The organism is Kribbella sp. CA-245084 (genome assembly GCF_050942355.1).
GTDB lineage: Bacteria > Actinomycetota > Actinomycetes > Propionibacteriales > Kribbellaceae > Kribbella.
Map to the genome: position 1 here is coordinate 4,401,681 of NZ_CP192053.1, position 24,031 is coordinate 4,425,711.

Here is a 24,031-nt window from a genome sequence, read left to right on the forward strand (position 1 = left end):
CTCAGCCCTGGCGCGTGTAGATGCTGTTCTCCCGGCGCAGCAACTGCGCGTCGACCAGGCCTCGCCGAAGGGCGGCGTGGTCCGGGTGCCAGCGGTTCAGCAGTTCGTTGACCTCGGCCTCGGGGTAGGCCCGCCCGACCTCGAACGCCTGGACCAGATGCTCGAGAACGACCTGATACTTGTCCGGGTACGTCGGGAAGTGCGTGAGCCGCCCGTCGCGGATGAACGACCTCAGCACGTTGTCCCGGTCCGGATCCGGGTCGAGCGGCACGCGCTCGGGGCGGCTCTCACGGACGGCGTCCTTGAACACGGCGTCGTCCGCCGTGAACCCGTCGCGGGTGGCTTCGATCAGCCCGCCCTTGGTCAGCCGCTGCAGTGCCTTCACCACAACGGGTGCTGCGAGTCCGGTGCTCCCGGCAACCTGCTCGGGAGTGGAGGCGCCGAGGACGATCGCGGAGTACGTCCGCAACCTCGACGGTTCGGCCAGCAGACCACAGAGCTGATCGGTGTTCATGCATTTCACGCTAACGATTACCGCAACAGGATTATGATCCGCAGCATGCAGCCTGGCCCGCACAATGCGATCACCGATGTCCCCGGAGTGCTTGTCGGTCAGGTGGAGCGCGTCGATGCGCCGTACCTGACCGGTACGACGGTCATCCACGTGCCGACGACCGCCGTCGCCGGCGTCGACGTCCGCGGCGGAGCGCCCGGCACCCGTGAGACCGACCTGCTCTCGCCGGTGAACTCGAACGGCGGCGTGAACGCGATCGTGCTGACCGGCGGGAGCGCGTTCGGTCTCGATACCGCGGGCAGTGTGATGCGCTGGCTGGAGGAGCGCGGTGAGGGCGTCCGCGTCGGCCAGGGGGAGTACGACGTGGTGCCGATCGTGCCGACCGCGGTGATCTTCGACCTCGCCCGCGGCGGGGACTTCAAGGCGCGGCCCGAGCCGTCCTGGGGAGCGGACGCGATCGCCGCCGCCACCGACGGACCTGTTGCCCTAGGCAACCATGGCGCCGGGGCCGGCGCGCGTGCCCGCTCGTTGAAGGGCGGCGTCGGCTCGGCCAGCGTACGGCTCGACGACGGCACGACGGTCGGCGTACTCGTGATCGTCAACGCGGCCGGCTCGACGGTCGACGCCGACGGCAACCTGCACGGTGCGCGCTACGGGATCGGTGACGAGTTCAGCCAGCTGCGGACGCCGGTCGAGCCGCCGCCACCCGCCGCGCCCGGTAGGAACCTGATCCCCGGGCCGTCGATGAACACCGTGATCGCCGTGGTGGCGACCGACGTACCGCTCGACAAGGCGGCGACGAAGCGGATGGCGATGGTCGCGCACGACGGGCTGGCGCGGGCGATCGATCCGATCCACACGCTCGTCGACGGCGACAGCATCTTCGCGGTGTCGACCCGGGTCGCCGACGACGATCGGCCCCGGCTGAGCGTCACCGATCCGATGGCGCTCGGGCAGCTCGAGACGCTCTACGCGGCCGGTGCGCGCACGCTGTCGCGGGCGATCGTGCACGCGATGCTGAACGCCGAGTCGGTGGAGACCCCGGGCGGCACGATCCCGAGCTACCGCGACGCCTATCCGTCAGCCTTCCCGGCCTGACGTACGACTTGAGTCGTACGCCGGCCTGCCGAAAGGCGTCGGAAGGCGAGGGCAAGACCGGTCTGCGGGCCGACGATCGCGGGCGTCATACGCGGAAGGCTCTGGGCTATGAACTTCCAGAGTCCCCAGTCGCAGGTCATGCTCTCCGGTCACGGCCTGGTCAAGTACTACGGCAGCGTGGTCGGCCTCGCCGGCGTGGACGTTGCTGTCCGGTCCGGCGAGGCGCTCGCAGTGATGGGCCCGAGCGGCAACGGCAAGACCACCCTGCTGCATGTGCTGGCCGGGATCCTCACGCCGGACCAGGGGGAGGTGTGGCTCGCCGGTGAACGAGTAGACCAGCTGAACGACGCGGCCCGGACAGTACTGCGGCGGCGGCGGCTCGGGTTCGTGTTCCAGGACAACCAGCTGCTCGCCGAACTGCCCGCCGACGAGAACGTCGCGCTCCCGCTGATGGTGGACGGTCTGAGCCGACGGGACGCGATCGGCCGGGCGCGGAACATGCTCGCCCAGGTCGGCCTGGCCGCTGAGGTCGGCCGTCGTCCGGGCGAACTGTCCGGCGGTCAGGCACAACGAGTCGCGATTGCCCGTGCTCTGGTTGGCGAACCACAGGTGGTGTTCGCCGACGAACCAACCGGTGCTCTGGACGCAGCTACCGGCTCCCAGGTGATCGACCTGCTTGTCGGCGCCGCCACCTACCGAGGTGCTGCAGTAGTAGTCGTCACTCACGACAATGCGGTAGCCGCCCGGTGCCACCGCGCCCTCCACATCGTCGACGGTCGAGTCAGCGAGTCGACGGGAGTCGCACGATGAATCCGATGACTGATCTCGGTCTGCGCTTCGTACGTCGTCCCGGGCCGGGCGGGCGAGCTGCCAACCTCGCCGCGCTCGGAGCGACCGCAGTCGTCGCGTTGCTGGTGACCTTCCTGATCGCGGGCTCACTCGGACTGTCGCACCGGTCGGAGCGGATCGGCTGGCGAAGTGCGGACAAGGCCGATCCGGCGACCGCTATCGGTGCGCTGAATCTCGACGACGACCAGCGCGTTGACGGCCACCGGATGTCCGTCCTCGACCTGGCGACGCTCAAGCCCAACGAACTCCCGCCACCGCCCGGCCTCGACCACACTCCCAAGCCCGGCGAAGTCTTCGTCTCGCCGGAGGTCGCCAAGCACTGGTCCAGCCTCAGCACGAAGTACGGCGTCGCGCAGCCGACCGGTGTGATCAGCGCGAAGGGACTGTCCTCGCCAGAGGAGTTCATCGTCATCCGCGGCGTCCAAACGATCCCGGCCGACGAGCACCCGCAGTACGTGAGTAGCTGGCACGAGAAGGTGTGGGACAGCCGCATGCTCGGCCTGCTGATCGCAGTGGCCTTCGGCATCACCCTGGTGCTGTTCCCGATCCTCAGCCTCGTCGGCCAGGCAGCCGGTGTCGCAGCCAAGCGCCGCGAACACAGACTGGCCGCGCTACGCCTCGCCGGCGCCACGCGAACGCAGGTCCTCTGGCTGAGCGCGGTGGAGCAAGCTGTCCTCGCTCTGGCCGGTGCAGTGGTCGGACTGGTCGGCTACACGATCCTCAGCCCACTGATCGCCCGCATCCCGCTCGGCGGCGGACGCTGGTACGTCGGCGACATCACCGTCAACTGGTGGACGGTCCTCGTCGTGCTGGTCGCCGTGCCCGTCTTGTCTGTGGTGAGCGCACTGATCGGCCTGGGCCGCGTCAGCATCACCCCGCTGGGCGTTGTCCGCGGCCAGACTCGTAAGGGCGTCAGCGTGCTGCGCATCGGCCTGCTGGTGATCGGTCCGCTGATCCTGGCGTACTACGGCATGCAGGCAGCCCTATTGCCCTTGCTGATCGGAGTCGGGTTCGCCGCGCTCGCCGTACGCATCATCGGCCCGTTCGCGGTACAGGTGGTCGGCAAGACGATGGCGAACCTGGCAAACGGACCGGTGACGTTGCTGGCAGGTCGCAGGCTTGTCGACGACCCGAAGGGCGCTTTCCGACCGGTGGCGGCGCTGGTGTTGTCGGGCTTCGTCACCGGCTTCATCTCGGTGTTCATGCCGCCCGGTGACGACGACCCGAGCTTCCACGACATGCGGATCGGTGTGGCTCTTCTGCTTTCTCTGGTCTTCCTGACTGTTGCAGCGTCGACCGCAGCCGGTGCGGTCGGTACTGCGCTCGACCAGGCGGCTCCAGCGCGAGCGCTGCGGCGGTCCGGCGTACCCCTGAAGGTGATCGAGCGGTCGGCGCGGGTAGCCGCCGTCGTGCCGGTGATCGGGGTCGGACTGCCTGTCGTCGGGTTCGGCGCGCTGTGCGGGCTGGCGCTGAGCGGCGGCAAGGTCATCACGCAAGGCAGTTCCGGCGTACTGCTGCTGATCGGGCAGGTCGTGGCCGGGCTGATCCTCGTCGCGGTCGCGGGCGCGGCCGGTGCACCGGTACTGCGGAAGGCGAGTGCGAACTGAGCGTGGTTGTCCACAAGGGTCGAACGCTCGGGCTCGCGATCGTGCAAGGATGAGGGCATGCGTGACCTGAATACACCGGAGCTCGCGGACGCATCCGCAGACCTGCGCGAGGCGATCGATCGGTGCGGCTACTACCCCGACGTGGTGACGGATTCGCTCGAGGTGGCGATCGCCGGCGAGCCGATCCGGGCGTATGTGCTGCAGCACGAGCCGACGTTCGACCGGGACGAGGTCCGGCGGCACATCACGATCCTGGCGCTGACCCCGAGCCGGCTGATCGTCGGCCACACCGACGAACACGCCGCCGACGAACTGATCCGCGCGCCGTACGCTTCGACCTCGACCGAGGCGATCCCGCTGCACCGGGTGAACGCCGTCGTCGTGAACCGCGTCGTCCCGAACCCGGCCGGCTACGCCTCCGGCAAGGCCGACCCGGCGGTGGCCGGCGCGGGTGAGGTCGTGCTGACGATCGGCTGGGGCATGGTCAACCGGATCGACCTCGAGCCGGCCGTCTGCGCCGACCCGAACTGCGAAGCCGACCACGGGTACACCGGGTCGGTCGCGGCCGACGACATCTCGCTGCGGATCAGCGCCGCGGCCGACGGTCCGGCCGGGATCCAGCAGGTGCTCGAGTTCGCCAAGGCACTGTCCTTCGCGACCACCAGGTAGCGCCGTGATCGTCCCGGTGTCCCCGCAGTACGGCGGCGGATCGCTCGCCGACGTACTGCCGTCGGTGGCCGGTGCGCTGTCGGTGCCGGGGGAGACGAATGTCCTCGGCCTGCCCGCCGCCTCGCGGTACGCAGTGCTGCTCCTCGACGGCCTGGGGTGGAATCTGCTCCAGCGGTACGCCGAGGCCGCGCCGTACCTGTCCTCACTCATCCCGGCGAGCCGGAGCCTGACTGCCGGTGTGCCGTCGACGACCGCGGTGAGCCTGACCAGCCTCGGCACGGGGTTGCCGCCGGGCGCGCACGGCATCGTCGGCTACACGTCGATCGTCCCGGAGACCGGCGACCTGCTGAACGCCCTGGCCTGGGACGCACCGGTCGACCCGCGACGCTGGCAACCGCACGGCACGGTCTTCGATCGTGCAGCCGCCGCCGGCGTCGCGACTCGCAACGTGAGCAAGGCGCGGTTCGACTCGTCCGGTCTGACGGCAGCCGCTTTCCGGGGGAGTGCGCACCGCGGCGCGGACACCGTTGAGGATCGGTTGGACGCGACCCGATTCGCGAGTCGGGAGGGCAAGTCGTCGCTGGTCTATGTGTACGACTCACAGCTCGACTACATCGGCCATCAGCAGGGCTGCGACTCGTGGCAGTGGCAGAAGGAACTGTCTGCGGCTGACGACTTCGCTTTGCAGGTTCGCTCGGCCCTCCCGCGAGACGCCGTACTGCTCGTCGTTGCTGATCACGGGATGATCGACATCGCGCCCGAGCAGCGCGTGGATATCGACCTCGAGCCGGCGCTGACCGACGGCGTACGCGTCGTCGGCGGTGAGTCCCGCTTCCGCCACCTGTACTGCGTTCCCGGGGCCGAGCGCGATGTCATCGCGACCTATAGCGAACGGCTCGGCGACAAGGCTTTGGTTTTGTCGCGGTCGGATGCCATCGCGCGCGGGTGGTTCGGGCCGGTCGAGGATCGGGTGGCGCCGCGTCTCGGCGACGTCATCGTCGCGTCGCTGGGTCCGGTCGCGCTCGTCGCATCCCGTCGGCATGCCCAAGAGGCGAACCTCATCGGTCTGCACGGCTCGCTGACCGCCGACGAGATGGAGATCCCGCTGCTCGTCGACGCCGCACAGTAGACGCTAGAAGCTCCAGACGTCCCAGTAGAAGCTCGTCTGGGCGGTCTTGGCTTCGCCGTCACGGGCGATCACGGTGACCTTGTAGCGACCCGAGCCGGGCGTCAGCACGCCGGTGATCCAGCCGCGTTCGGGGTCGATGGACAGGCCGGGCGGCAGGCCGGCGGCGGTGTAGCTGATGTCGCCCGAGCCGCCGGTGCCCTTCATCAGCAGCGGGATCGCGGGGATGCCGCCGACGCCGATCTGCTCGCCCGGTTCGGTGATGGCGATCGCGCCCTGCGGTTGCGCGGGCGCGGCGCCGACCGCCTCGGCGGCGTCGACGAGACCCTCACCGTAGAACGAGTTGTTGGCTGTCGGACCGACGCATTCGCCGGTCGCACCGGGCGGACAGGCGAGGTCGTTGGCCTGCTGGGCGAGTCGAGCGCGTACCTCGGCGACCGTCAGCTTGGGGTCGGCGCTTCGGAGCAGGGCCGCGACGCCGGCGACGTGCGGCGACGCCATCGACGTACCCTCGAGGATCTTGTAGCCGCCGCCCGGCACCGTCGAGTACACGTCCTCGCCCGGGGCGGCCAGGTTGATCTTGTTCACGCCGAAGTTCGAGAACTGCGACTTGACGCTGGTCGGGTCGACAGAACCCACGACGACCACGCCCGGCAGCTCCGTCGGCAGGCTGATGCAGTCGTTCGTGACGGTCCGCGGCGCGGCGGTCGAGTCGTCCGGGCTCGAGTCGTCGCCGGACTTGTTCGCCAGGTCGTAGTCCTCGTTGCCCGCCGCGGCCACGTTCACGACGCCCTTGCTGTCCGAGTACGCGACGGCCCGGCGTACTGCCTCGGCGATCGCGTCCTGGTCCTTGTCGCTCGGGCACAGGAACAGCCACGGGTCGACGTAGTAGCTGTTGTTCGTCACCGAGACACCCTTGTCGGCGGCGAACATGAACGCGCACACCGTGTCCTCCGGGAAGAACAACTGGTTGCCCGCCTCTGCGATCCGGATCGACGAGACCTTCACGCCAGGAGCGACGCCGATCATGCCGACGCCGTTCTTCGCGCCGGCGATCGTGCCGGCGACATGCGTGCCGTGCTCACCGACCGGACGCCACGCACCCGGCCGGGTGTCGGCCTTGCCGTACGCGCAGGACGCCGACTTCGACGCGTCGAAGTTCGCCTTCAGATCCGGGTGCTGGTCGTCCACGCCGGTGTCGAGTACGCCGACAGTCACGTTCTTCGAGCCCTGGTTCTTCTGCCAGGCGCGGTCGGCGCCGATCTGCGTCATGTCGGAGCGATCCGTCTCCGGAGCGGTCGTCGCCGTCTCCGGGACCGCGGACGGGATCGCCGGGTTGTCGACATCGGCCGGGAGGTCCGTCGTACGCGTCGCTCCGGCCTTCTGGACACCGGCGACGTCGCGCATCTTGTTGATGAAGTCGGAGGCCGTCGAGTGCGCCACGATCACGCCGATGGCGTCGTACGTCGCGTAGACCGTGCCGCCGTTCTGCGTGACGGCTCCGGTGACCTTTCCGGTCTGGTTCGGTTCGGTGATCACGAAGTACGCACGCAGCCCCGCCTCGGCCCGGACCGGCGTCGCACTGGCCGGCAGAGCGGCGGTGGCGACCGTGAGACAGGCCGCGAGGATGAGGAGCAGAGCTTTGCGCACGATCCATTCAAACCGCACTGGGGCTCAGAACCAAGCCGCACCGAACGACACACCCCGACGTGCGGTGCGAACCCTTGACTTGGCAGGATGATCGCCCGTGGCTGAGCTCCTCTATTTCACCGGGACCATGGACTGCGGCAAGTCGACGCTGGCCCTCCAGATGGATCACAACCACAAGGCGCGAGGACGGCTCGGCCGGATCTTCACCAGCCACGACCGCGCAGGGGAGTCGGTGCTCTCGTCCCGGCTCGGCCTGTCCGCGGAGGCGGTCGAGGTGCGGGCCGAGTTCGACTTCTGGGACTACGTCGTCAACGAGCTCACCCAGGGCGGACGGATCGACTACGCGGTGTGCGACGAGGCGCAGTTCTACAGCGCGCTGCAGATCGAGCAGCTGGCGCGGCTGGTCGACGAGCTGCAGATCGACGTGTTCTGTTTCGGGATCCTGACCGACTTCCGGGCGACGCTGTTCCCGGGCTCGGCCCGGTTGGTCGAGCTCGCCGACCGGATGGAACTGCTCCAGGTCGAGGCCTTGTGCTGGTGCGGTGAACGGGCCACCCACAACGCCCGTACGATCGGTGGGGAGATGGTGACCGAGGGCGAGCAGCTGGTGGTGGGTGACATGGTGACCCGCGACCTTGAGCCGGCATACGAGGTGCTGTGCCGCCGGCACCACCGCCGCCGACTCACCCAGGCCCGCGCCCGCGCCACCCTGTCCCCAGAGGTCCTGCCGTTCGGAGGAGCTGCTTCATGAGCCCGTTGATCACCGTTGACGAACTGCGCGCGCTGTCGCCTGTGCTCGCGGACGTGACGTGGAACCTCGCCGGTCCGCCCGGCAAGGAGGCGTACGACGCCGGTCACCTACCCGGCGCGTACTTCGTCGACCTCGAGACCGAGCTCGCCGGCCCGCCCGGTCCCGGCCGCCACCCGTTGCCTGACGCAACCACCGTCACCGCGACGTTCCAGCGCCTCGGTATCACGTCTGCTGACACTCCGGTCGTCGTGTACGACGCCGCCAACTCCATGTCCGCCGCCCGCGCGTGGTGGGTTTTCCGGTACTTCGGGTTGACCGATGTCCGTGTCCTCGACGGCGGACTCGCCGCCTGGAAGGCCGCCGGTGGAGAGGTCGCGGTGGAGGCACCCGCCGACGGAGCCGGCACGCTCACCGCAACTCCCGGCCACTTGCCCGTCCTCGACGCCGACGGTGCGGCCGAGGTCGCCGCGAAGGGCATCCTGCTGGACGCCCGCGCTCCGGAGCGCTTCGCCGGTGAGGTCGAGCCCATGGACCCGGTGGCCGGCCACATCCCCGGCGCCACTAACGCTCCGACGACGGCGAACGTCGACGAGACCGGCCACTTCCTGGCAGCCGCCGACCTCCGGGCCCGCTTCGAGAAACTCGGCGTCACCCCGGACGCCGACAGCGCTGTCTACTGCGGCTCCGGCGTGACCGCCGCTCACGAAGCCCTGGCTCTTGAATCGGCCGGTCTGCCTTCGAAGGTGTACATCGGCTCGTGGTCCGAATGGATCACCGATCCGACCCGCCCGGTAGCCACCGGATCAGGGGACTAGTACGACGCGCTCGCCGGGTGCTGCCTGCGTGGTCCACGCCTGCTGCACATCTGCGAGCGGGACCGCACGTGGGTTGATCGCGAGCGTTCCTGACGTGATGAGGGCGGCCAGCTCGGGCAGTTCGGCGAGGATGTCGCGGCCGGAGACCGAGCCTTGGCCGCTGCCGATGATCGTCAGCGCGGCGGCCCTCAGCAGGTAGGACGGGAGCGTCAGCTCACGCGCGGCCATCGAGCCGATCTGGATCCAAGTCAGCGGTTGGGCTCGGTCGGAGCGCGCGTGAAGGATGGCGGACATCGCCTGCTCGGTCGGCTCTCCCCAGAGATAGTCGAGGACCACGTCGACCTCGGCGGCGGTCTCGGCGACTGCATCGAGCGTGACCGCTTCGTCTGCTCCGAGCGACGTGAGCAGTTTCAGCCGTTCAGGGTCGCGGCCTGCGCCGATCACTTCGGACGCGCCGAGGTGCTTGGCGATCTGTACGGCGAGTTGTCCCGCGTTCCCGGTCGCGCCGAGGATCAGGACAGATCCGCCGTGGAAGTGGGCGCGGCGCCGGAGCGCGATCCATGACGACATCGCCGGATTCATCCCGGCCGCGGCCGCCACCGGATCGGTGCCCCCAGGCAGTACGACCGCACGCCGGCGATCCACGGCGGTCCGCTGCGCCATCGTGCCGACCGCGTTGTCGTCGGCAACGAAGTACAGCAACTGACCGTCTGCCGTCCGTGCGACTCCGTCGATACCGGGGACCATCGGCAGCGAGCCCTCCGACGTGTAGTGGGTCCCGTTCGCCGCCGATCGCACCCGCGGATGGAGGCCGGCGGCAATGACATCGAGGACCTCGACGACGTCGGGCCCGGTCGGTTCGGCGAACACGTCGTACGTCGGCGGCTCGTCGAACGACCGCACCACGGCTGCGTACATCCAGCACCTCAGAAAGTAGTTTGTCTCGCGTACTACTGTACGACGATAGTTTGTGCCACGTACCACGTCAACTAGACTTCGGAGCATGAATACCGTGGATGCCCTCGTGCAGCTGTCGTTCCAGATCCAGCGGATCCTCGCCGCGGTCGGCGCTGAGCACGACCTGTCGATCATCCAGATCCGGCTGCTCGGGATCCTCCGCGACCGGCAGCCCGGCATGCTCGAGCTCGGCCAGCACCTCGGCCTCGACAAGTCCTCGATCACCGGCCTGGTCTCGCGTGCGGAGAAGCGCGGCCTGGTCCAGCGCACACCATCGCCGCACGACGGTCGCGGCGTACTCGTGGCACTGACGCCGGCCGGCCGTCGCCTGGCCGAACAGGGCGAACTGCAGATCACCCGCCGGATCACCGAGCTGACCAAGGCGCTGAACGCGACCCAGCGGAAGCAGTTCACCCAGCTGGCGTCCGTGCTGGTCAACCCTTGACATAGACGCGCTGCTGCTGGAGAGTCAGAAATCGATTTCCCATCCTCCAACCGCCCCTGGAGACAGCGATGATGAAGCGATCCACGTTCCTCCGCGCCGCGCTCGGTGCCGGCGTACTCGCCGCCGTACCGTCCAGAGCCTTCTCGAGCACCCAGGCCGTGCTGACGAACAAGGTGGCCGACCTGACCGGGCCGGGTCTGACCGACCGGTTCCGGATGGCGGCGACCGACCTCGGCATTCCGGCGCGCACGCCGGACGGGCGGCTGCTGTTCATGTTCGGCGACACGTTCGAGCAGCCGGCTGTCGGCGGGGGATGGTGGCGGTCACCGGTCGCGCTGTGGTCGACGACGACGGACCTGAACGGCGGCGTGCAATGGTCGGGCGCCGTCGGGGGAGACGCAGCGCAGCAGTTGTGGGACTACCCGCACGACAACCCGACGTTCTCGACCGTGCTGCCGTCGGATGTGATCACGATCGGCGGGTCGATGTACCTGCACGCAATGGTGAACAAGGGGCTCGGCAATGTGGTGTGGACCGAGATCTGGCGGTCGGACGACTCGGGCGCGAGCTGGTACCACACCGGCGCGAAGTTCGACCCGAACATCGACGGCGGGCTGTTCCAGCTGCTGACGTGGGGGCTCGGGAACGACGGGTACGTGTACGTCTACTCGACCGGATTCCAGCGTGACAAGCCGATCATCCTGAAGCGCGTCCGCGCCGAGCAGATCGCGAACCCGGCGGCGTACGAGCCGTGGGGGCACCGTGACGGGGTGTGGGCCTGGGGCAACCCGGCGACACCGATCCTGACCGGGAGCTTCGGCGAGATGAGCCTGCGTCCGCTCGGCGGCAAGTGGGTCCTGACCTGGTTCAACGCCGGCGACTACCGCATCGACGGCATCATCATGGACACGCCGACGTCGAACCTCTACACGGCGTACCGCCAGACCCTGATCTACGGCGGCAACTGGGGCTCCGAAGATGACAACCACGTCGCCCAGCTGTACGGCGGCTACGTCATCCCCGGATCCACCTTGTCCGACCTGCACCTGTCCGTCAGCCAATGGAACACCGCCAACGGCTGGCCCTACCGCGTCATGCAGTTCCGCGTCCGCGGCTTCGGCTAGAGCTCGTCCTCGCCTCGGGCGCCCGTTGCGCAAGCGTTATCGCATGAAGGGTGGTCTAGGGCTTGAGTTAGTAACACGCTTGGTTTAACTTACTCGGGACCTGGCCGGTGTGTGGCTCAGAGCACATCGGCGGCATCCGGAAACCTGAGGAGTTCCGATGACGAGTGTGAGCAGGTGGGGCCGGTTTGGGACTGCCCTCGGTGTGGCGGGGCTGATGCTCGCGGCCGGCTGTGCGAAGGGCACGACGCCGTCGGCGTCCGGCGGGGGCGGCGGCGACGTCGACCAGAACGCGCCGGTCACGATCACGATCGGGGACCGCCCGACCCCGGACAAGCCGAACGACATCAAGGCCTTCGACCAGAAGGTCAAAGACTTCATGGCGAAGAACCCGAACATCACGGTGAAGTCGACCGAGACCGCCTGGCAGGCGCAGACCTTCCAGGCCCAGGTGGCCGGCGGCACGCTGCCGACGGTGATGAACATCAGCTTCACCGAGCCGGCCAACATGATCCCGAACAAGCAGCTCCCGGACATCACCGACGAGCTGAAGCTGGTCGACCTGACCAAGGACCTGAACCCGAACGTCCTGAAGATCGTCCAGGACGCCAACGGCCGGATCTACGGCGTACCGATCGACGTGTTCTCGGTCGGCCTGGCCTACAACCGCAACCTGTTCAAGCAGGCCGGTCTGGACCCGGACAAGCCGCCGACGACCTGGGACGAGGTCCGGCAGTACGCCAAGCAGATCCACGACAAGACCGGCAAGGCCGGCTACGCGCAGCTGACCACCAACAACACCGGTGGCTGGATGCTGACCACGATGACCTACAGCATGGGCGGCACGGTCGAGAGCCAGGACGGCAAGAAGTCGAGCTTCAACGACGCGCCGACCAAGAAGGCGCTGCAGCTGCTGAAGGACATGCGCTGGACCGACAACTCGATGGGCAGCCGGTTCCTGTACAACCAGGAGGAGGTCCGGCAGGACTTCGCGGCCGGCAAGATCGGCATGGTCATGCAGGCGCCGGACGCGTACGACATGAGCGTGAAGCAGTTCGGCATGAAGCCCGCCGACTTCGGTGAGGGTGCCCTGCCGCAGGACGGCGGCCCGTACGGCACGCTGACCGGCGGCTCGCTGAAGATGATCAGCCCGAAGGCGACCAAAGCCGAGGTCGTCGCGGCGCTGAAGTGGATCAAGTTCGACCAGTTCGACAAGTACACGACCGAGTCGGTCGCGGTACAGGACGCGAAGACCACGATCGCGGACAAGGGCTTCGTCGGCCGTCCCGGCATCACCCCGCTGAGCCAGGCGACGTACGACCAGTTCAACAAGTGGCGTGAGCCGTACGTGAACGTCCCGGTCAAGCAGTTCCAGGGCTACATCGACTCGACCACGTCGCTGAAGCTGCTGCCCGAGCCGTCGAACAAGGGCCAGGAGGTCTACTCGATGCTCGACCCGGTGGTCCAGCAGGTGCTCACCAAGAAGGACGCGGACATCGACAAGCTGGTCAGCGATGCCGCCTCGAAGATCGACGCGCGTCTGGCGCGGTAGCCCATGTTCCAGCAAAGAACCCAGAAGTCGAGCCGGAGCGTTACCACCTGGTACCGCTCCGGCGGGCTCAGCAGTATCTTCTTCGCCCTGCCCCTGGTGCTGATCTTCCTGTACTTCTCCTGGGGCCCGATCGTCCGCGGGCTGGTGCTCAGCTTCCAGAAGAACAACCTGGTGGCCCCGGCCGAATGGGTCGGGTGGTCGAACTTCAGCTACGTACTGACCGATCCGCAGCTCCCGCAGGCGGCGCTCAACACGCTGTACTTCGCCCTCCTGGCGCTGATCTTCGGATTCCCGGTGCCGCTGTTCCTGGCTGTCTTCATCAGCGAGCTGCGTAAGACCGGCTGGCTGTACAACGTGCTGTCGTACCTGCCGGCCGTCGTACCGCCGGTGGCCGCGATCCTGCTCTGGACGTTCTTCTACGACCCGAGTGGGGCCGGCGTCTTCAACTCGATCCTCGGCTGGTTCGGGATCGGGCCGTTCGCCTGGCTGAACTCGCAGACCCTGGCGATGCCTGCGATCGTGCTCGAGGCGACCTGGGCCGGCGCGGGCGCCACCTCGATCATCTACCTGGCCGCGCTGACCGGCGTACGCACGGAGTTGTATGAGGCCGCCGAGCTGGACGGGGCGGGGATCTGGAGCCGGGTCTGGCACGTCACGTTGCCGCAGATCCGCGGAATCATCCTGATCATGATGCTGCTGCAGCTGATCGGGACGTTCCAGGTGTTCACCGAACCGTTCCTGTTCACCGGCGGCGGTCCGAACAACGCCACGCTGACGGTCCTGCTGCTGATCTACCGGTACGCGTTCATCAACGGCGACTTCGGCGCCGCGACGGCGCTGAGCGTGCTGCTCGCCGGGGTGCTGTGCGTGCTCTCGGTCGTCTACCACTTCGTCACTCGCCGCTGGAGTACGACATGAGCATTTCCGAGCGCGGAATCATCTCGACGGCCGATCGGCAGCGCGGCCTGATCCGCTACGGCCTGCCGGCGATCCAGGTGGTCATCTTCCTCGGCGTCCTGGTCGCCGGCGTCGGCCCGCTGCTCTGGCTGCTGAAGTCCGGCGTCTCCACCAGCCAGGACATCCTCAGCGGCCCGATGCAGCTGTGGCCGTCGGGCATCCAGCTGAAGAACATCCCCGACGCCTGGAACCGCGTGCAGATCGGCGCGTACCTGGGCAACACGGCGTTCATCGCGATCGGCTCGATGATCTCGACGCTGTTCGTGTGTACGACGGGAGCGTTCGTGCTGAGCATCCTGCGGCCGAAGTGGGGCCCGATCATCACCGGCGCCGTCCTCGCCACGCTGTTCCTTCCCGGCGTCATCTCGCTCGTCCCGCTCTACATGACCGTGCTGGACATGCCGCTGCTCCACATCAGCCTGCAGAACACGTTCTGGGCGGTCTGGCTCCCGTCGGCGGCGAGCGCGTTCAACGTCCTGATCATGAAGCGGTACTTCGACTCGATCCCGCGGGAGCTGATCGAGGCGGCCCGGATCGACGGCGCGAGCAACCTGCGGTTGTTCACGGCGCTGATCCTGCCGCTGTCGAAGCCGATCGTCGGCGTCGTCGCGCTGCTGACCGTGATCGGTTCGTGGAAGGAGTACCTCTGGCCGCTGCTCGTGCTGCCGGACCCGACGCTGCAACCGATCTCCGTAGCGCTGCCTCGGGTGGCCAAGACCACAGAGATCTCGCTGCAGATGAGCGCGCTGTTCCTCGCGGTTCTGATACCTGTGGTGCTGTTCTTGTTGTTCCAGAAACAATTCCTGCGTGGTGTGGGAATGGCGGGAGGTATCAAGGAGTGAGGCCAGCGTGAGTGAACTGAACGGCCGGCGCGTGCTGGTCACGGGGGCCGCCGGCCGGATAGGGCTGGTCACGGTCGAGCACCTGAACGACCTGGGTGCGAAGGTGACCGCCCTGTCGAACGTCGAGCACCCGGACCTGAAGGCGGACCGGGTGCTGATCGGCGACACCCGCTCCGAAACGGATGTCGCCCGGGCGCTGGAGGGTGCGGAGTACGTCGTCCACCTGGCGGCGCTGCCGCATCCCTCCGCGGGTACGCCGTACGACGTCTACTCGATCAATGTCGTGTCGACGTTCAACGTGCTCGCGCAGGCCGGCGCGCTCGGCATCGACCGGGCGGTGATCGCGAGCAGCATCAACGCGACCGGCGTCCCGTTCAACCCGCACGAGATCCGGCAGCCGTACTTCCCGTGGGACGAGAAGGCGCCGACCGACGTCGCCGACTGGTACTCGCTGTCCAAGCAGAACGACGAGAACACCGCGCGGATGGCGTGGCGCCGGTGGGGGATCGACGTGGTCTCGTTCCGGTTCCCGCATGTGAACTCGCCGGACGTGCTGGAGCGGATGGCCGAGAATGTCAGGGTGAAGCCGGTCAGCGGACTACGCGAGGCGTGGAGCTACCTGGACACCCGGGACTCGGCGTACGCCGTGGAGCTCGGGCTGACGGCATCGCTGTCAGGCGCCCACACGTTCTTCGTCGCCGCGGACACCACCACCGCGCCGTACGCGACCGAGGACCTGCTCGACGCGTTCGCGCCGGACGTGCCGCGCTCGCGGCGGTTCGTCGGCCGCGAGGTGCCGATCGACCTGACCGCCATCCGGACCGTGCTCGGCTTCCGGGCCAAGCACGAACTCGACCTACCCACTCTTCCTCTGGAGCTTTAATGCCTTCGAACTTCGACCAGCCGTGGCCCGTCCGCGACGACCTCCGGATCCGCGAGGTGAAGGCGATCGTCACGGCGCCGCAAGGCATCCCGCTGGTGGTCGTGAAGATCGAGACCACCGAACCCGGCCTGTACGGGCTGGGTTGCGCCACGTTCACCCAGCGGTGGAAGGCGGTGCAGACGTTCGTCGACGAGCACCTGTCCCGGCTGCTCGTCGGCCGCTACCCGGGTGACATCGGCGACCTGACCCGACTGGCCGGGTACTCCGGTTACTGGCGCGGCGGACCGGTCACCAACAACGCGATCTCCGGTATCGACCAGGCGCTGTGGGACATCGCCGGCAAGCGTGCCGGGATGCCGGTGTACGAGCTGCTCGGCGGCAAGGTCCGGGCCGCCGCGGACACCTACATCCACGCCAGCGGCAAGACGATCGAGGACACCCTCGAGCACGCGCAGAAGCTGATCGCGCAGGGCTGGCGCCACATCCGGCTGCAGATGTCCACGCCGGGCGGCGGCGGGTACGGCGCTCCGCGGGTGCCGACGCTCTACCCGGATTCGCCGTACCACAACGGCTGGTCGGCGCGCGACTACCTGCGGACGACGCCGGAGCTGTTCGCCGAGGCGCGGCACGCGTTGCCGGACAACATCGAGCTGCTGCACGACGTACATTCGCGGCTGACGCCGAAGGAAGCGGTGCTGCTGGCTCGTGCGCTGGAGCCGCACCGGCTGTTCTTCCTCGAAGACGTGCTGGCGCCGGAGCTGTGGGACCGGCTGCCCGAGGTGCGGGCCGCCTCGCCGGTGCCGCTGGCTGTCGGCGAGCTGACGACGTCGTTCGGCGACGCTGTCCGGCTGATCCGCGACGGCGGTGTCGACTTCATTCGATCGCACGTTTCGGACATCGGCGGTCTGACTCCGGCGCGCAAGCTGGCGGACCTGGCCGAGATCTCCGGCGTACGGACGGCGTGGCACGGGCCGGGCGACACCTCGCCGATCGGGGCCGCGGCGAACGTCGCGCTCGACGTGAGTTCTGTTGCCTTCGGCATCCAAGAGGGTCACATCTACGACGACGCCGTCCACGAGGTGTTCCCCGGGACGCTGCGGATCGAGGACGGCTGGCTGCGTCCGAACGAGGCGCCGGGCTGGGGTATCGACCTCGATCTGGAGGCGGCGGCTCGTTATCCCGCGCAACTGTCCGGACACGACGAGTGGGCAGCGGGAGTACGACGCATCGACGGAGCGCTCGAAGCACCGTAAACACGCCTCGGCAAGCACTGTGGGCAGTACGATCGCGGCTACTCGAGGTGAGACGGGGAGGTGGAGATGAACGATTCGGTCGACGACCTGACGGAGCTCGAGGGGCTGAGGCGTGCCGGCGCGAACCAGTACGACCTGGGCTCGTTCAACGAGGCCGTGATCATCGAGACGATCCGGCTGGCCGGCACCATCAGCCGGACCGAGATCTCCCGCCGGACCGGTCTCACCCAGCAGTCGGTGTCGCGGATCCTGCGCATCCTCCTCCAGCAAGGGCTGCTGGTCGAGGAGGCGCAGGAGCGCGCCGAACGACTCGGGAAGCCGCGGACGCCGGTGCGGATGCGGTCGAACGCCGCGCACGCGGTGGGCATCCACATCGACCCGGAGTTGCTGACGGTCGCGGTCGTGGACCTGGACGGCCGGATCGTCCGTCGGGAGACCGTCGATCTCGCGGACGGTCTCGAGGCGGGCAAGCTGATCGATCTGACCGCGGCGACGGTGACCGCGGCATTGAGCATCAGCCAGGTCGATCCCGCCTCGATGCTCGGCGTCGGTGTCGCCGTACCGGGGCCCATTGATACTGACGGTTCGCTGCTCGCGCTTCCGTTGCAGCCTGCTTGGCGCGGGTTGAAGATCCGGAAGTTGCTGCAGGAGCGGTTGAATCACCCGGTGCTGGTGGAGAAGGACGGTACGGCGGCCGCGATCGGCGAGCGCTGGATCGGGCGGTCGGCTCGGGCGCGGGACTTCGCGTATCTGTACCTCGGTACGGGCGTCGGCAGCGGGTTGATCCTGAACGGGTCGATCTATCGCGGCGGTTCGGCGAACGCCGGTGAGTTCGGGCAGATCGCGGCGCTGCGGATGGGGGAGTGGGACCCGGTCGACGGGCCGCGGATGATCCCCGAGTGCAACCCGACGGCGTCGTTGCCGGTGATCGCGAGCGAGTTCGGGTACGTCGAGACCGATCCGGGCGCGACCGACGAGGCCAAGCGGTACAAGGCGGTGTGCAAGGCGGCCGCAGATGGTGATGCGGCTGCGGTGAAGGCCGTCACGCAGGTGGCGAGGGTGGTCGGGCAGGGCGCGGTCGGGCTGGTCGATCTGCTCGATATCGATCTTGTGGTACTCGGCGGACCGGCGTACATGAAGGAGAACTCGGAGATCTTCCTGACCGAGATCGGGCGTGCGGTGAACGCGCATCCGGTGGCTCGGGAGACGCGTCCGGTTGCGGTCGAGGAGTCGATGTTGCAGACCGACGCGGCCGCGGTCGGGGCGGCGTCGACGATCTTCCACGACGCCTTCACCCCTCGCGTGTCGGGCTCCAGCCAGGCACGTAGGCTGCCGAAGTGATCGAAGCCCGCCCGCTGACTCCCGACGTACAACTCCGCATCGCCACCCTCGAGGACGCCGCCGCGCTGGCGGATGCGTACACCCGGTCGTGGGACCACTTGTCGCCGTGGGAGCCGGCGCGGCCCGAGAGTTGGTTCACGGTTGCGGGCCAGCGGGAGCGGCTGACGAGCACGCTCGAGCGCTATAAGAACGGTCAGGTTGTGCCGTGGCTGCTGGTCGAGGCCGACCGCGTCGTCGGTGCTTTCACGCTGCAGGACGTCGTCGCCGGCCCCTTCCGCAGCGCGAGCCTCGGCTACTGGCTGGCCGGAGACGTCACCGGCCGAGGCCTGGCCACCCTCGCCGTCGAGGCAGTCGCCGAGCTGGCCGACTCCGAGTTCAAGCTCCACCGCATCGAAGCCAGCACCCTGAAGAACAACGTCGCATCACAACGCGTCCTCCAGCGCACCGGCTTCAACCAGATCGGCTTCGCCCCCACCTACCTACACATCGGCGGCGTGTGGCAAGACTGCAACCTCTACCAGCGCATCCTCAACAACCGCACCCCCGGCACCTGACCCGGCCCCGCTCTGGTGGGTATGCCCACCAGAGCGGGGGTTGGCCAACCCGTCATCTGGTGGGTGTACCCACCAGACTGTGCGCGTTTTAGTTGGGGGGTAGGCCGATGCCTCGGGAGACTTCTACGTCGTCGTATTTGCCTTCTAGGACGTCTTCGAATTTGACGGGGCGTTGGAGGGTGGAGGCTATGTAGACCGCCCGCACGAGTGCTAGGGCGTTGATGCCGTCCTGGACGGTGATGGCGGGCTGGTTGCCGGCGGCGATTGCCGTGAGGATGTCGTCGTACTGCGCCTTGTGGCCGCCTGGATCGCCTACGTCGACGGATGCCTCGTCCTTTGCGCCGTCGACGTTCAGCCGGCTGAGGAGGTCGTCCTCGATCTCGGCGCCGCCCTTGGTGCCGTGGACCGACACCCGCGTGCGCCCACCGGGGTACGCCGCGGTCGTCGCGTGCAGCGTGCCGACCGCGCCGTTCTCGAAGGTGATTGTCGCGACCACCGTGTCCTCGACCTCGATCGCGTGGTGCGCGGCCCGCAGCGCCTGCGCCTGGACGCTGACCGGGCGGCCCATGAACCACAGCACCAGGTCGGCGGTGTGCACGCCCTGGTTCATCAGCGCGCCACCGCCGTCCTGCGCCCACGTCCCGCGCCAGCCGGCCATGGCGTAGTACTCGTCGCTCCGCCACCAGGCGACCGTCGCGACGCACGACGTCAGCTGCCCGAACCGGCCGGCGTCGATCGCCTCCTTGATCACCGCGCTGCCGGCGTCGAACCGGTGCTGGCTGATCACCGACAGCTGCACACCCTGGCCCGCGGCCCGGGCGGCCGCCGCACCAAGGCGACGGGCCCGGCCGAGGTCGACGTCGATCGGCTTCTCGACGACGACGTGCTTCCGCTCGTTCAGCGCCTCCTCGGCCAGCTCAGCGTGCGAGCCGCTCGGCGTACAGATCGCGACGAGCGAGATATCCGACCCACTCAGCGCCGCGGTCAGGTCGTCGTACTGCTTCGGCTCCGGCTGACCGGCCTCGGTCAGCTGCGCCAGCACCGCCTCCCGGGCGGCGGCGTCCGGGTCGACGAGCGCGCTGACGATCGCGTCCGGCCGTTCCGCGATCGTCGCCGCGTGGCGCTTGCCGATGATGCCGCAGCCCACGATCGCGACTTGCTGTTGTGTGTCAGCCATCTCGCTCCTACTGGAAGTTCGCGGTCAGAACCTGGTCCGTGCTGACGGTGAAGGTGTACGACGGCGCTGTCGACACCACGGTCCCGTTCACGGTCCAACTCTGGAAAACGCTATCCGATGATGGCGTCGCCGTCACGGTCACCTGCGCGCCGACCTCGTACTTCCCCGGCTCGGACTCGTTCCCGGCGATCGTCGCCGTGCCGTTCCCGGCAGCCTGCACCGAGACGCTGCGCTGGACGACGTTGATCACCATCACGTTGTGCAATGTCGCAGTACCGCTGAGCGTAGCGCCGTTGTAGCGGGCGAGGTTCGTCGCCTCGACGTCCCCGCTGACCACCTGGATGGTGTGGCCGTCGGTGCCCAGGTTGTCGGTGCCGAGGTTGAACGCGTCGACCTGGCCCGAGTTCACCACCAGCCCGTCATGGAAGCCGTACGCGAACACGTCGAGCAACGTCAGCCCACGAGCGCCGTCGACGGTGACGATCTTGGCCGTCTTGCGCATGTACTTGTCGATGACGAGCTCGAAGATATTGCCCTCGTTCATCCAGTACGGCTCCTGGTACCCGACCCGCGTGACCGCGTTCCCGTTCGACAGCACGCCCTCGACACGGCCGCCCTGGCCCGCGCCGATCGAGATCGCGTGGTCGAAGAACGCGCCGGCGACCTTGCGTACGACGACGTTGTCGCCGCTGAGGTCGATCCCGTCCCACGCGTTCGGGAAGCCGGCGTTGATCACATAGTTCCCGCCCGCCGTACCGCGGATCGCATACGGATAAGGCACGACGCCATTGGCCGGGTTGTTCTCCGGGTAGAAGACCCGCAGCCCGCGCACACCGGCCCTGCTCTTGAGCGTGATGAGCGCGGCGTCGGTGTCCCGCTCGAAGGCCTGCAGGACGGTGCCGCCGCTCGCACCGCCCTGATCCCGGTTCGGTACGGCGGACGCGCCGCGCAGCTCGACCTTCGCCGGAACCGATAGGTGCGTGCTGATCCGGTACCACCCGGCGGGCAGGTAGACGATGCCACCGCCCTCACGTCCCGCGCGATCGAGCACCCTCTGGACGTCCTGGGTCGCGTCGGCGGCCGGCAAGTACCCGACCCCGTGCGGCGCATCCACGACGTACAGCTTCTGCACCGGCTTGGGCAGTGGCTTCTGGTCGTACGTCGGTGCCGTGCCGGACATCCTGTGGACGATCCCGGAGACCGTGCCGCTGACCTCGGTGCCGGTGATCTTCACGTAGCCGGCCGAGTTGTTGGTGATCCCGCCGTCGACATGTCCGCCGGCCAGGGTCAGGCCCCATCGGTCGTCCATCACGTCGACGAGCAGTCCGGTCCCGGTCCGGCGTACGTCGGGCTGGAGGAAGCTGCCGGTGAACTGCGCCCGCTGACCCGCGACGACGTGGATGCCGACCAGGTAGTCGGAGACGCTGATCCGGTAGAACTGGTCCCACTCGAGGTCGCCGAGGACGAGACCGGTGCCGTTCGCCCGGGTCCAGGTGTCGAGCGCCTGCCGCGACGGCGGCTTGAAGGCCTTCGGTGCGGACGACCAATACGAGTTGCTGAAGGCAACGTTCTCCCAGGTGCCGACGTCGGCGCCGTTGTAGGCACGGGCGCCCTCGAACAGCGCCGTGCCGTTCACGTTGCGGATCGTGGTCGACTCGTGCACCTGACCGGAGCTCGGCGCGTTGCCGTGGTCGTTCGGCATCGTGCTGACGCCGATCCCGCGGTACGAGTTGAGCATGGTGACGTCGGAGACGGTCGACATCATGTAGTTCTCGTTGCCGATCCAGGCGCCGCCGGGGATCTCGAACGTGTAGCCGTACGGGACCGGCTTCGTCGCGCTCTGGTTCGGGTAGTACGTCGTGACGCCGAGAACGCCCGCGCTGCCGCCGATCCGGAACAGGCTCGGCCCGTCGTCGCCGGAGGGCAGATCCGCGATGATCACGGTGCCCGTGCCGAGCTTCTGACCGTGGTCGCCACGGACGCTGCAGAACGCGTGGACCTCGATCGTGTCGGTCACCTTGTACTGACCGGTCGGCAGCCAGACCGTGCCGCCACCCGCGTCCTGGCAAGCGTAGATCGCCTGCTGGATGGCCTTGGTGGAATCGCGTCGGCCGGTGCGGTCGGCACCGTACTGCGTGGCGTCGAAGTCGGCAATGACGCCGTCCTCGGTCGGGTTGCTGGTCTGCACAAGCTTCGGCTTCGGGGTGACGACCGGCGTGAGCCGGAGCTGGAGCTCCTTGACGATGAACGAGTCGGCACCGGTCATCGCGACGCGCACGTACCGGGCGCTCGTGGTCGCGAACCGGGTCCGGCTGACCTGGTTGCCGCCTGGTGAGCCGATCCGGCCGACGCTGGTGAACTTCGTGCCGTCGTTCGAGACCTGGACGCTGTAGTCGGGGGAGTAGGCCTCGGCCCACTCGACCCGTACGTCGTTGACCGGCCGCGGCTTACCCAAATCGATCTGCAGCCACGAGTCCGCGCCGCCGGTCCAGGTCGTCGTGTGGTCCCCGTCGTTGACGGCAGGCGCGGCCCCGTTGCTGGCCGTTGCTGTGCCGGCAGCAGCGAAGTTGGTGTCGACGATTGACGCGGTGAAGGCGTCGAGCTTCGCCTGCAGCGTCGTGAGCGCAGCCTTGACCCGTACGTCGGTGACGCCCGGAGTGGATGCGACCGCCTGAGCGTCATCGATCGCGTCCTGCAGCGTGGCGCGGCTGCCGACCGGGTACTGGCCGTCGCGCGTGCCTTCACGTGCCGCCTTCTCGGTGCGTGTCGCCTGACCGATCAGGTCCACGAGTCCTTCGGTGACGTCGAGCGTGGTCGCGACCTTGGCGACGCGGACCGCGGCCACCTTGAGGTCGACCGATCCGTCGCCGTTGTGGATCCGGAAGTCGCCGCCGTTCGAGCGGTTGGTCATCACCGCGTCCGGCAGCGCGAACGTGTACGTCTTCCAGGTCTTGGTGTCGCCGTACCGGATCACCTCGGAGTTCTTGAACTTGTCCGGGATCGTGTCGCCGGGGGAGTCGTAGTGCAGGCCGAACTGGCCGTTGCCCTCGTCGAAGTAGTCGATGCTGACGAGCACCAGGCTGTGGTTGTCGTACAGGTAGGTGTCGGCGACGTTCATGTAGAAGAAGTTCGTTCCGGGCGACGGCGCGGTGTGGTCGGTCTGCCAGTAGGCGCGACCGTCCTGTACGCCGGTGACCAGGTGCGACGCGTCGTCGCCGGCCCGCGGGCTGATGCCGTTCTGCACCGGCGTCGCGCCGAGCTGGACCGAGGCGCCCGCCGTACTGATCCGCAGGCTCGCGATCGTGATGTCGGCGCTACCTCCGAAGACGCGGACGTCGGCGTCGCCGAGGCGGTTGGTGAACCCGATGCCGGTGAGCGAGAAGACGCCGGTCTTCCAGGTGCCGGTGTTGGTCAGCTGGATGTCCGTGGCGTCCTGCTGCGGGTCGGCCTTCGCGTCGTACTGCAGGTCGAGAGTGCCGGAGCCGCTGTCGAGATAGGTCACCGTCACCAGGACATCGTCCGTGCCGATCTCGTCGACGTAATCGTGGTCGACGTCGAACTCGAGGTAGCCGGTTCCGGCCGCCTGGTTCGTCTGCCAGTAGGTGCGGCCTTGCTCGGTGCCGGTGCGGAGCCCGGCCGGATCGTCGCCGGCGGCGGGCTGGATGCCAAGGGTGGTCGGGGTCGGGCCGAGATCGGCGCCGACCCCGCTGGGATACATCGTGGCGGCGTGCGCTGCCGGGGCAGCGATCACGCTCGCCAGCAGAGTGGCAGGAAGAACCCGCGCAAACAGGCGTCTGAGCATGCTTCTGGGCATGTGGAAACCTCCAGGTGGCGGACCGGAGTACACAGGGGAGAGCAGCTGCGCGGATA

The 24,031-nt window shown here is 68.2% G+C and carries 21 protein-coding genes; 16 read left to right on the forward strand and 5 right to left on the reverse strand.

The genetic code is table 11. The features are described from left to right. Position 1: 1 nt before the first annotated feature. The gene (locus ACQPYH_RS21115) at positions 2-514 is read right to left on the reverse strand and encodes a DUF2087 domain-containing protein (RefSeq protein WP_432893879.1); all 513 of its coding nucleotides are present in this window, start codon (positions 512-514) and stop codon (positions 2-4) included. Positions 515-559: 45 nt separating this feature from the next. Here ACQPYH_RS21115 and ACQPYH_RS21120 point away from each other — a divergent pair, with 45 nt between their 5' ends. The 5 genes from ACQPYH_RS21120 (at position 560) to ACQPYH_RS21140 (ending at position 5,866) form a co-directional block, all read left to right on the forward strand. After that, entirely contained in the window at positions 560-1,612 is a 1,053-nt protein-coding gene (locus ACQPYH_RS21120; protein WP_432893881.1) for a P1 family peptidase, read from the forward strand. A gap of 108 nt (positions 1,613-1,720) precedes the next feature. Continuing rightward, positions 1,721-2,422 carry an ABC transporter ATP-binding protein gene (locus ACQPYH_RS21125; protein ID WP_432893883.1) on the forward strand — a complete coding sequence of 234 codons (702 nt, stop codon included), beginning with the start codon at positions 1,721-1,723 and terminating at the stop codon, positions 2,420-2,422. Positions 2,423-2,427: 5 nt separating this feature from the next. After that, positions 2,428-4,068 carry an FtsX-like permease family protein gene (locus ACQPYH_RS21130; RefSeq protein ID WP_432893885.1) on the forward strand — a complete coding sequence of 547 codons (1,641 nt, stop codon included), beginning with the start codon at positions 2,428-2,430 and terminating at the stop codon, positions 4,066-4,068. A gap of 57 nt (positions 4,069-4,125) precedes the next feature. Next, on the forward strand, positions 4,126-4,737 hold the full coding sequence (locus tag ACQPYH_RS21135) for a DUF5998 family protein (protein WP_130448151.1): 612 nt from the start codon (positions 4,126-4,128) through the stop codon (positions 4,735-4,737). 4 nt (positions 4,738-4,741) lie between these two features. Further along, positions 4,742-5,866 (forward strand): alkaline phosphatase family protein, encoded by a 1,125-nt coding sequence (locus tag ACQPYH_RS21140; protein ID WP_432893887.1) that lies wholly within the window; start codon positions 4,742-4,744, stop codon positions 5,864-5,866. 3 nt (positions 5,867-5,869) lie between these two features. Here the strand turns inward: ACQPYH_RS21140 and ACQPYH_RS21145 are convergent, their stop codons facing one another. Then, positions 5,870-7,513 (reverse strand): S8 family peptidase, encoded by a 1,644-nt coding sequence (locus ACQPYH_RS21145; RefSeq protein ID WP_432893889.1) that lies wholly within the window; start codon positions 7,511-7,513, stop codon positions 5,870-5,872. A 97-nt stretch (positions 7,514-7,610) separates the two neighbouring features. On the opposite strand from ACQPYH_RS21145, the gene ACQPYH_RS21150 reads away from it, so the two are divergent. Beyond that, positions 7,611-8,264 (forward strand): thymidine kinase, encoded by a 654-nt coding sequence (locus tag ACQPYH_RS21150; RefSeq protein ID WP_432893891.1) that lies wholly within the window; start codon positions 7,611-7,613, stop codon positions 8,262-8,264. Next, positions 8,261-9,079, forward strand: a complete 819-nt coding sequence (locus ACQPYH_RS21155; protein WP_432893893.1) for a sulfurtransferase — start codon at positions 8,261-8,263, stop codon at positions 9,077-9,079. The genes ACQPYH_RS21150 and ACQPYH_RS21155 overlap by 4 nt, the downstream gene beginning before the upstream one ends. Here the strand turns inward: ACQPYH_RS21155 and ACQPYH_RS21160 are convergent. Beyond that, entirely contained in the window at positions 9,068-9,997 is a 930-nt protein-coding gene (locus ACQPYH_RS21160; protein ID WP_432893895.1) for a zinc-binding dehydrogenase, read from the reverse strand. The two genes, ACQPYH_RS21155 and ACQPYH_RS21160, sit on opposite strands and share 12 nt — an antisense overlap. An 85-nt stretch (positions 9,998-10,082) precedes the next feature. On the opposite strand from ACQPYH_RS21160, the gene ACQPYH_RS21165 reads away from it, so the two are divergent. From ACQPYH_RS21165 to ACQPYH_RS21205, 9 genes are all read left to right on the forward strand, one after another. After that, the gene (locus tag ACQPYH_RS21165) at positions 10,083-10,481 is read left to right on the forward strand and encodes a MarR family winged helix-turn-helix transcriptional regulator (RefSeq protein ID WP_432893896.1); all 399 of its coding nucleotides are present in this window, start codon (positions 10,083-10,085) and stop codon (positions 10,479-10,481) included. Positions 10,482-10,549: 68 nt separating this feature from the next. After that, positions 10,550-11,605, forward strand: coding sequence for a DUF4185 domain-containing protein (locus ACQPYH_RS21170; protein WP_432893898.1), 1,056 nt, complete (start codon positions 10,550-10,552; stop codon positions 11,603-11,605). A gap of 157 nt (positions 11,606-11,762) precedes the next feature. Then, positions 11,763-13,154 carry an ABC transporter substrate-binding protein gene (locus tag ACQPYH_RS21175; protein ID WP_432893900.1) on the forward strand — a complete coding sequence of 464 codons (1,392 nt, stop codon included), beginning with the start codon at positions 11,763-11,765 and terminating at the stop codon, positions 13,152-13,154. 3 nt (positions 13,155-13,157) lie between these two features. Continuing rightward, on the forward strand, positions 13,158-14,072 hold the full coding sequence (locus tag ACQPYH_RS21180; protein ID WP_432893902.1) for a carbohydrate ABC transporter permease: 915 nt from the start codon (positions 13,158-13,160) through the stop codon (positions 14,070-14,072). Next, the gene (locus tag ACQPYH_RS21185; protein ID WP_432893904.1) at positions 14,069-14,953 is read left to right on the forward strand and encodes a carbohydrate ABC transporter permease; all 885 of its coding nucleotides are present in this window, start codon (positions 14,069-14,071) and stop codon (positions 14,951-14,953) included. Before ACQPYH_RS21180 ends, ACQPYH_RS21185 begins: the two co-directional genes overlap by 4 nt. Before the next feature lie 7 nt (positions 14,954-14,960). Continuing rightward, on the forward strand, positions 14,961-15,836 hold the full coding sequence (locus ACQPYH_RS21190) for an NAD-dependent epimerase/dehydratase family protein (RefSeq protein ID WP_432893906.1): 876 nt from the start codon (positions 14,961-14,963) through the stop codon (positions 15,834-15,836). Continuing rightward, entirely contained in the window at positions 15,836-17,089 is a 1,254-nt protein-coding gene (locus ACQPYH_RS21195; RefSeq protein WP_432893908.1) for an enolase C-terminal domain-like protein, read from the forward strand. The genes ACQPYH_RS21190 and ACQPYH_RS21195 overlap by 1 nt, the downstream gene beginning before the upstream one ends. A gap of 66 nt (positions 17,090-17,155) precedes the next feature. Then, positions 17,156-18,430 carry an ROK family transcriptional regulator gene (locus tag ACQPYH_RS21200; RefSeq protein WP_432893910.1) on the forward strand — a complete coding sequence of 425 codons (1,275 nt, stop codon included), beginning with the start codon at positions 17,156-17,158 and terminating at the stop codon, positions 18,428-18,430. Next, complete coding sequence (locus ACQPYH_RS21205) at positions 18,427-18,984, forward strand: GNAT family N-acetyltransferase (protein WP_432893912.1); 558 nt, start codon at positions 18,427-18,429, stop codon at positions 18,982-18,984. Before ACQPYH_RS21200 ends, ACQPYH_RS21205 begins: the two co-directional genes overlap by 4 nt. A gap of 88 nt (positions 18,985-19,072) precedes the next feature. On the opposite strand, the gene ACQPYH_RS21210 is transcribed toward ACQPYH_RS21205, so the two are convergent. After that, positions 19,073-20,161 carry a Gfo/Idh/MocA family protein gene (locus tag ACQPYH_RS21210; protein WP_432893914.1) on the reverse strand — a complete coding sequence of 363 codons (1,089 nt, stop codon included), beginning with the start codon at positions 20,159-20,161 and terminating at the stop codon, positions 19,073-19,075. A 7-nt stretch (positions 20,162-20,168) separates the two neighbouring features. After that, entirely contained in the window at positions 20,169-23,975 is a 3,807-nt protein-coding gene (locus ACQPYH_RS21215; protein ID WP_432893916.1) for a discoidin domain-containing protein, read from the reverse strand. Positions 23,976-24,031: the final 56 nt, after the last annotated feature.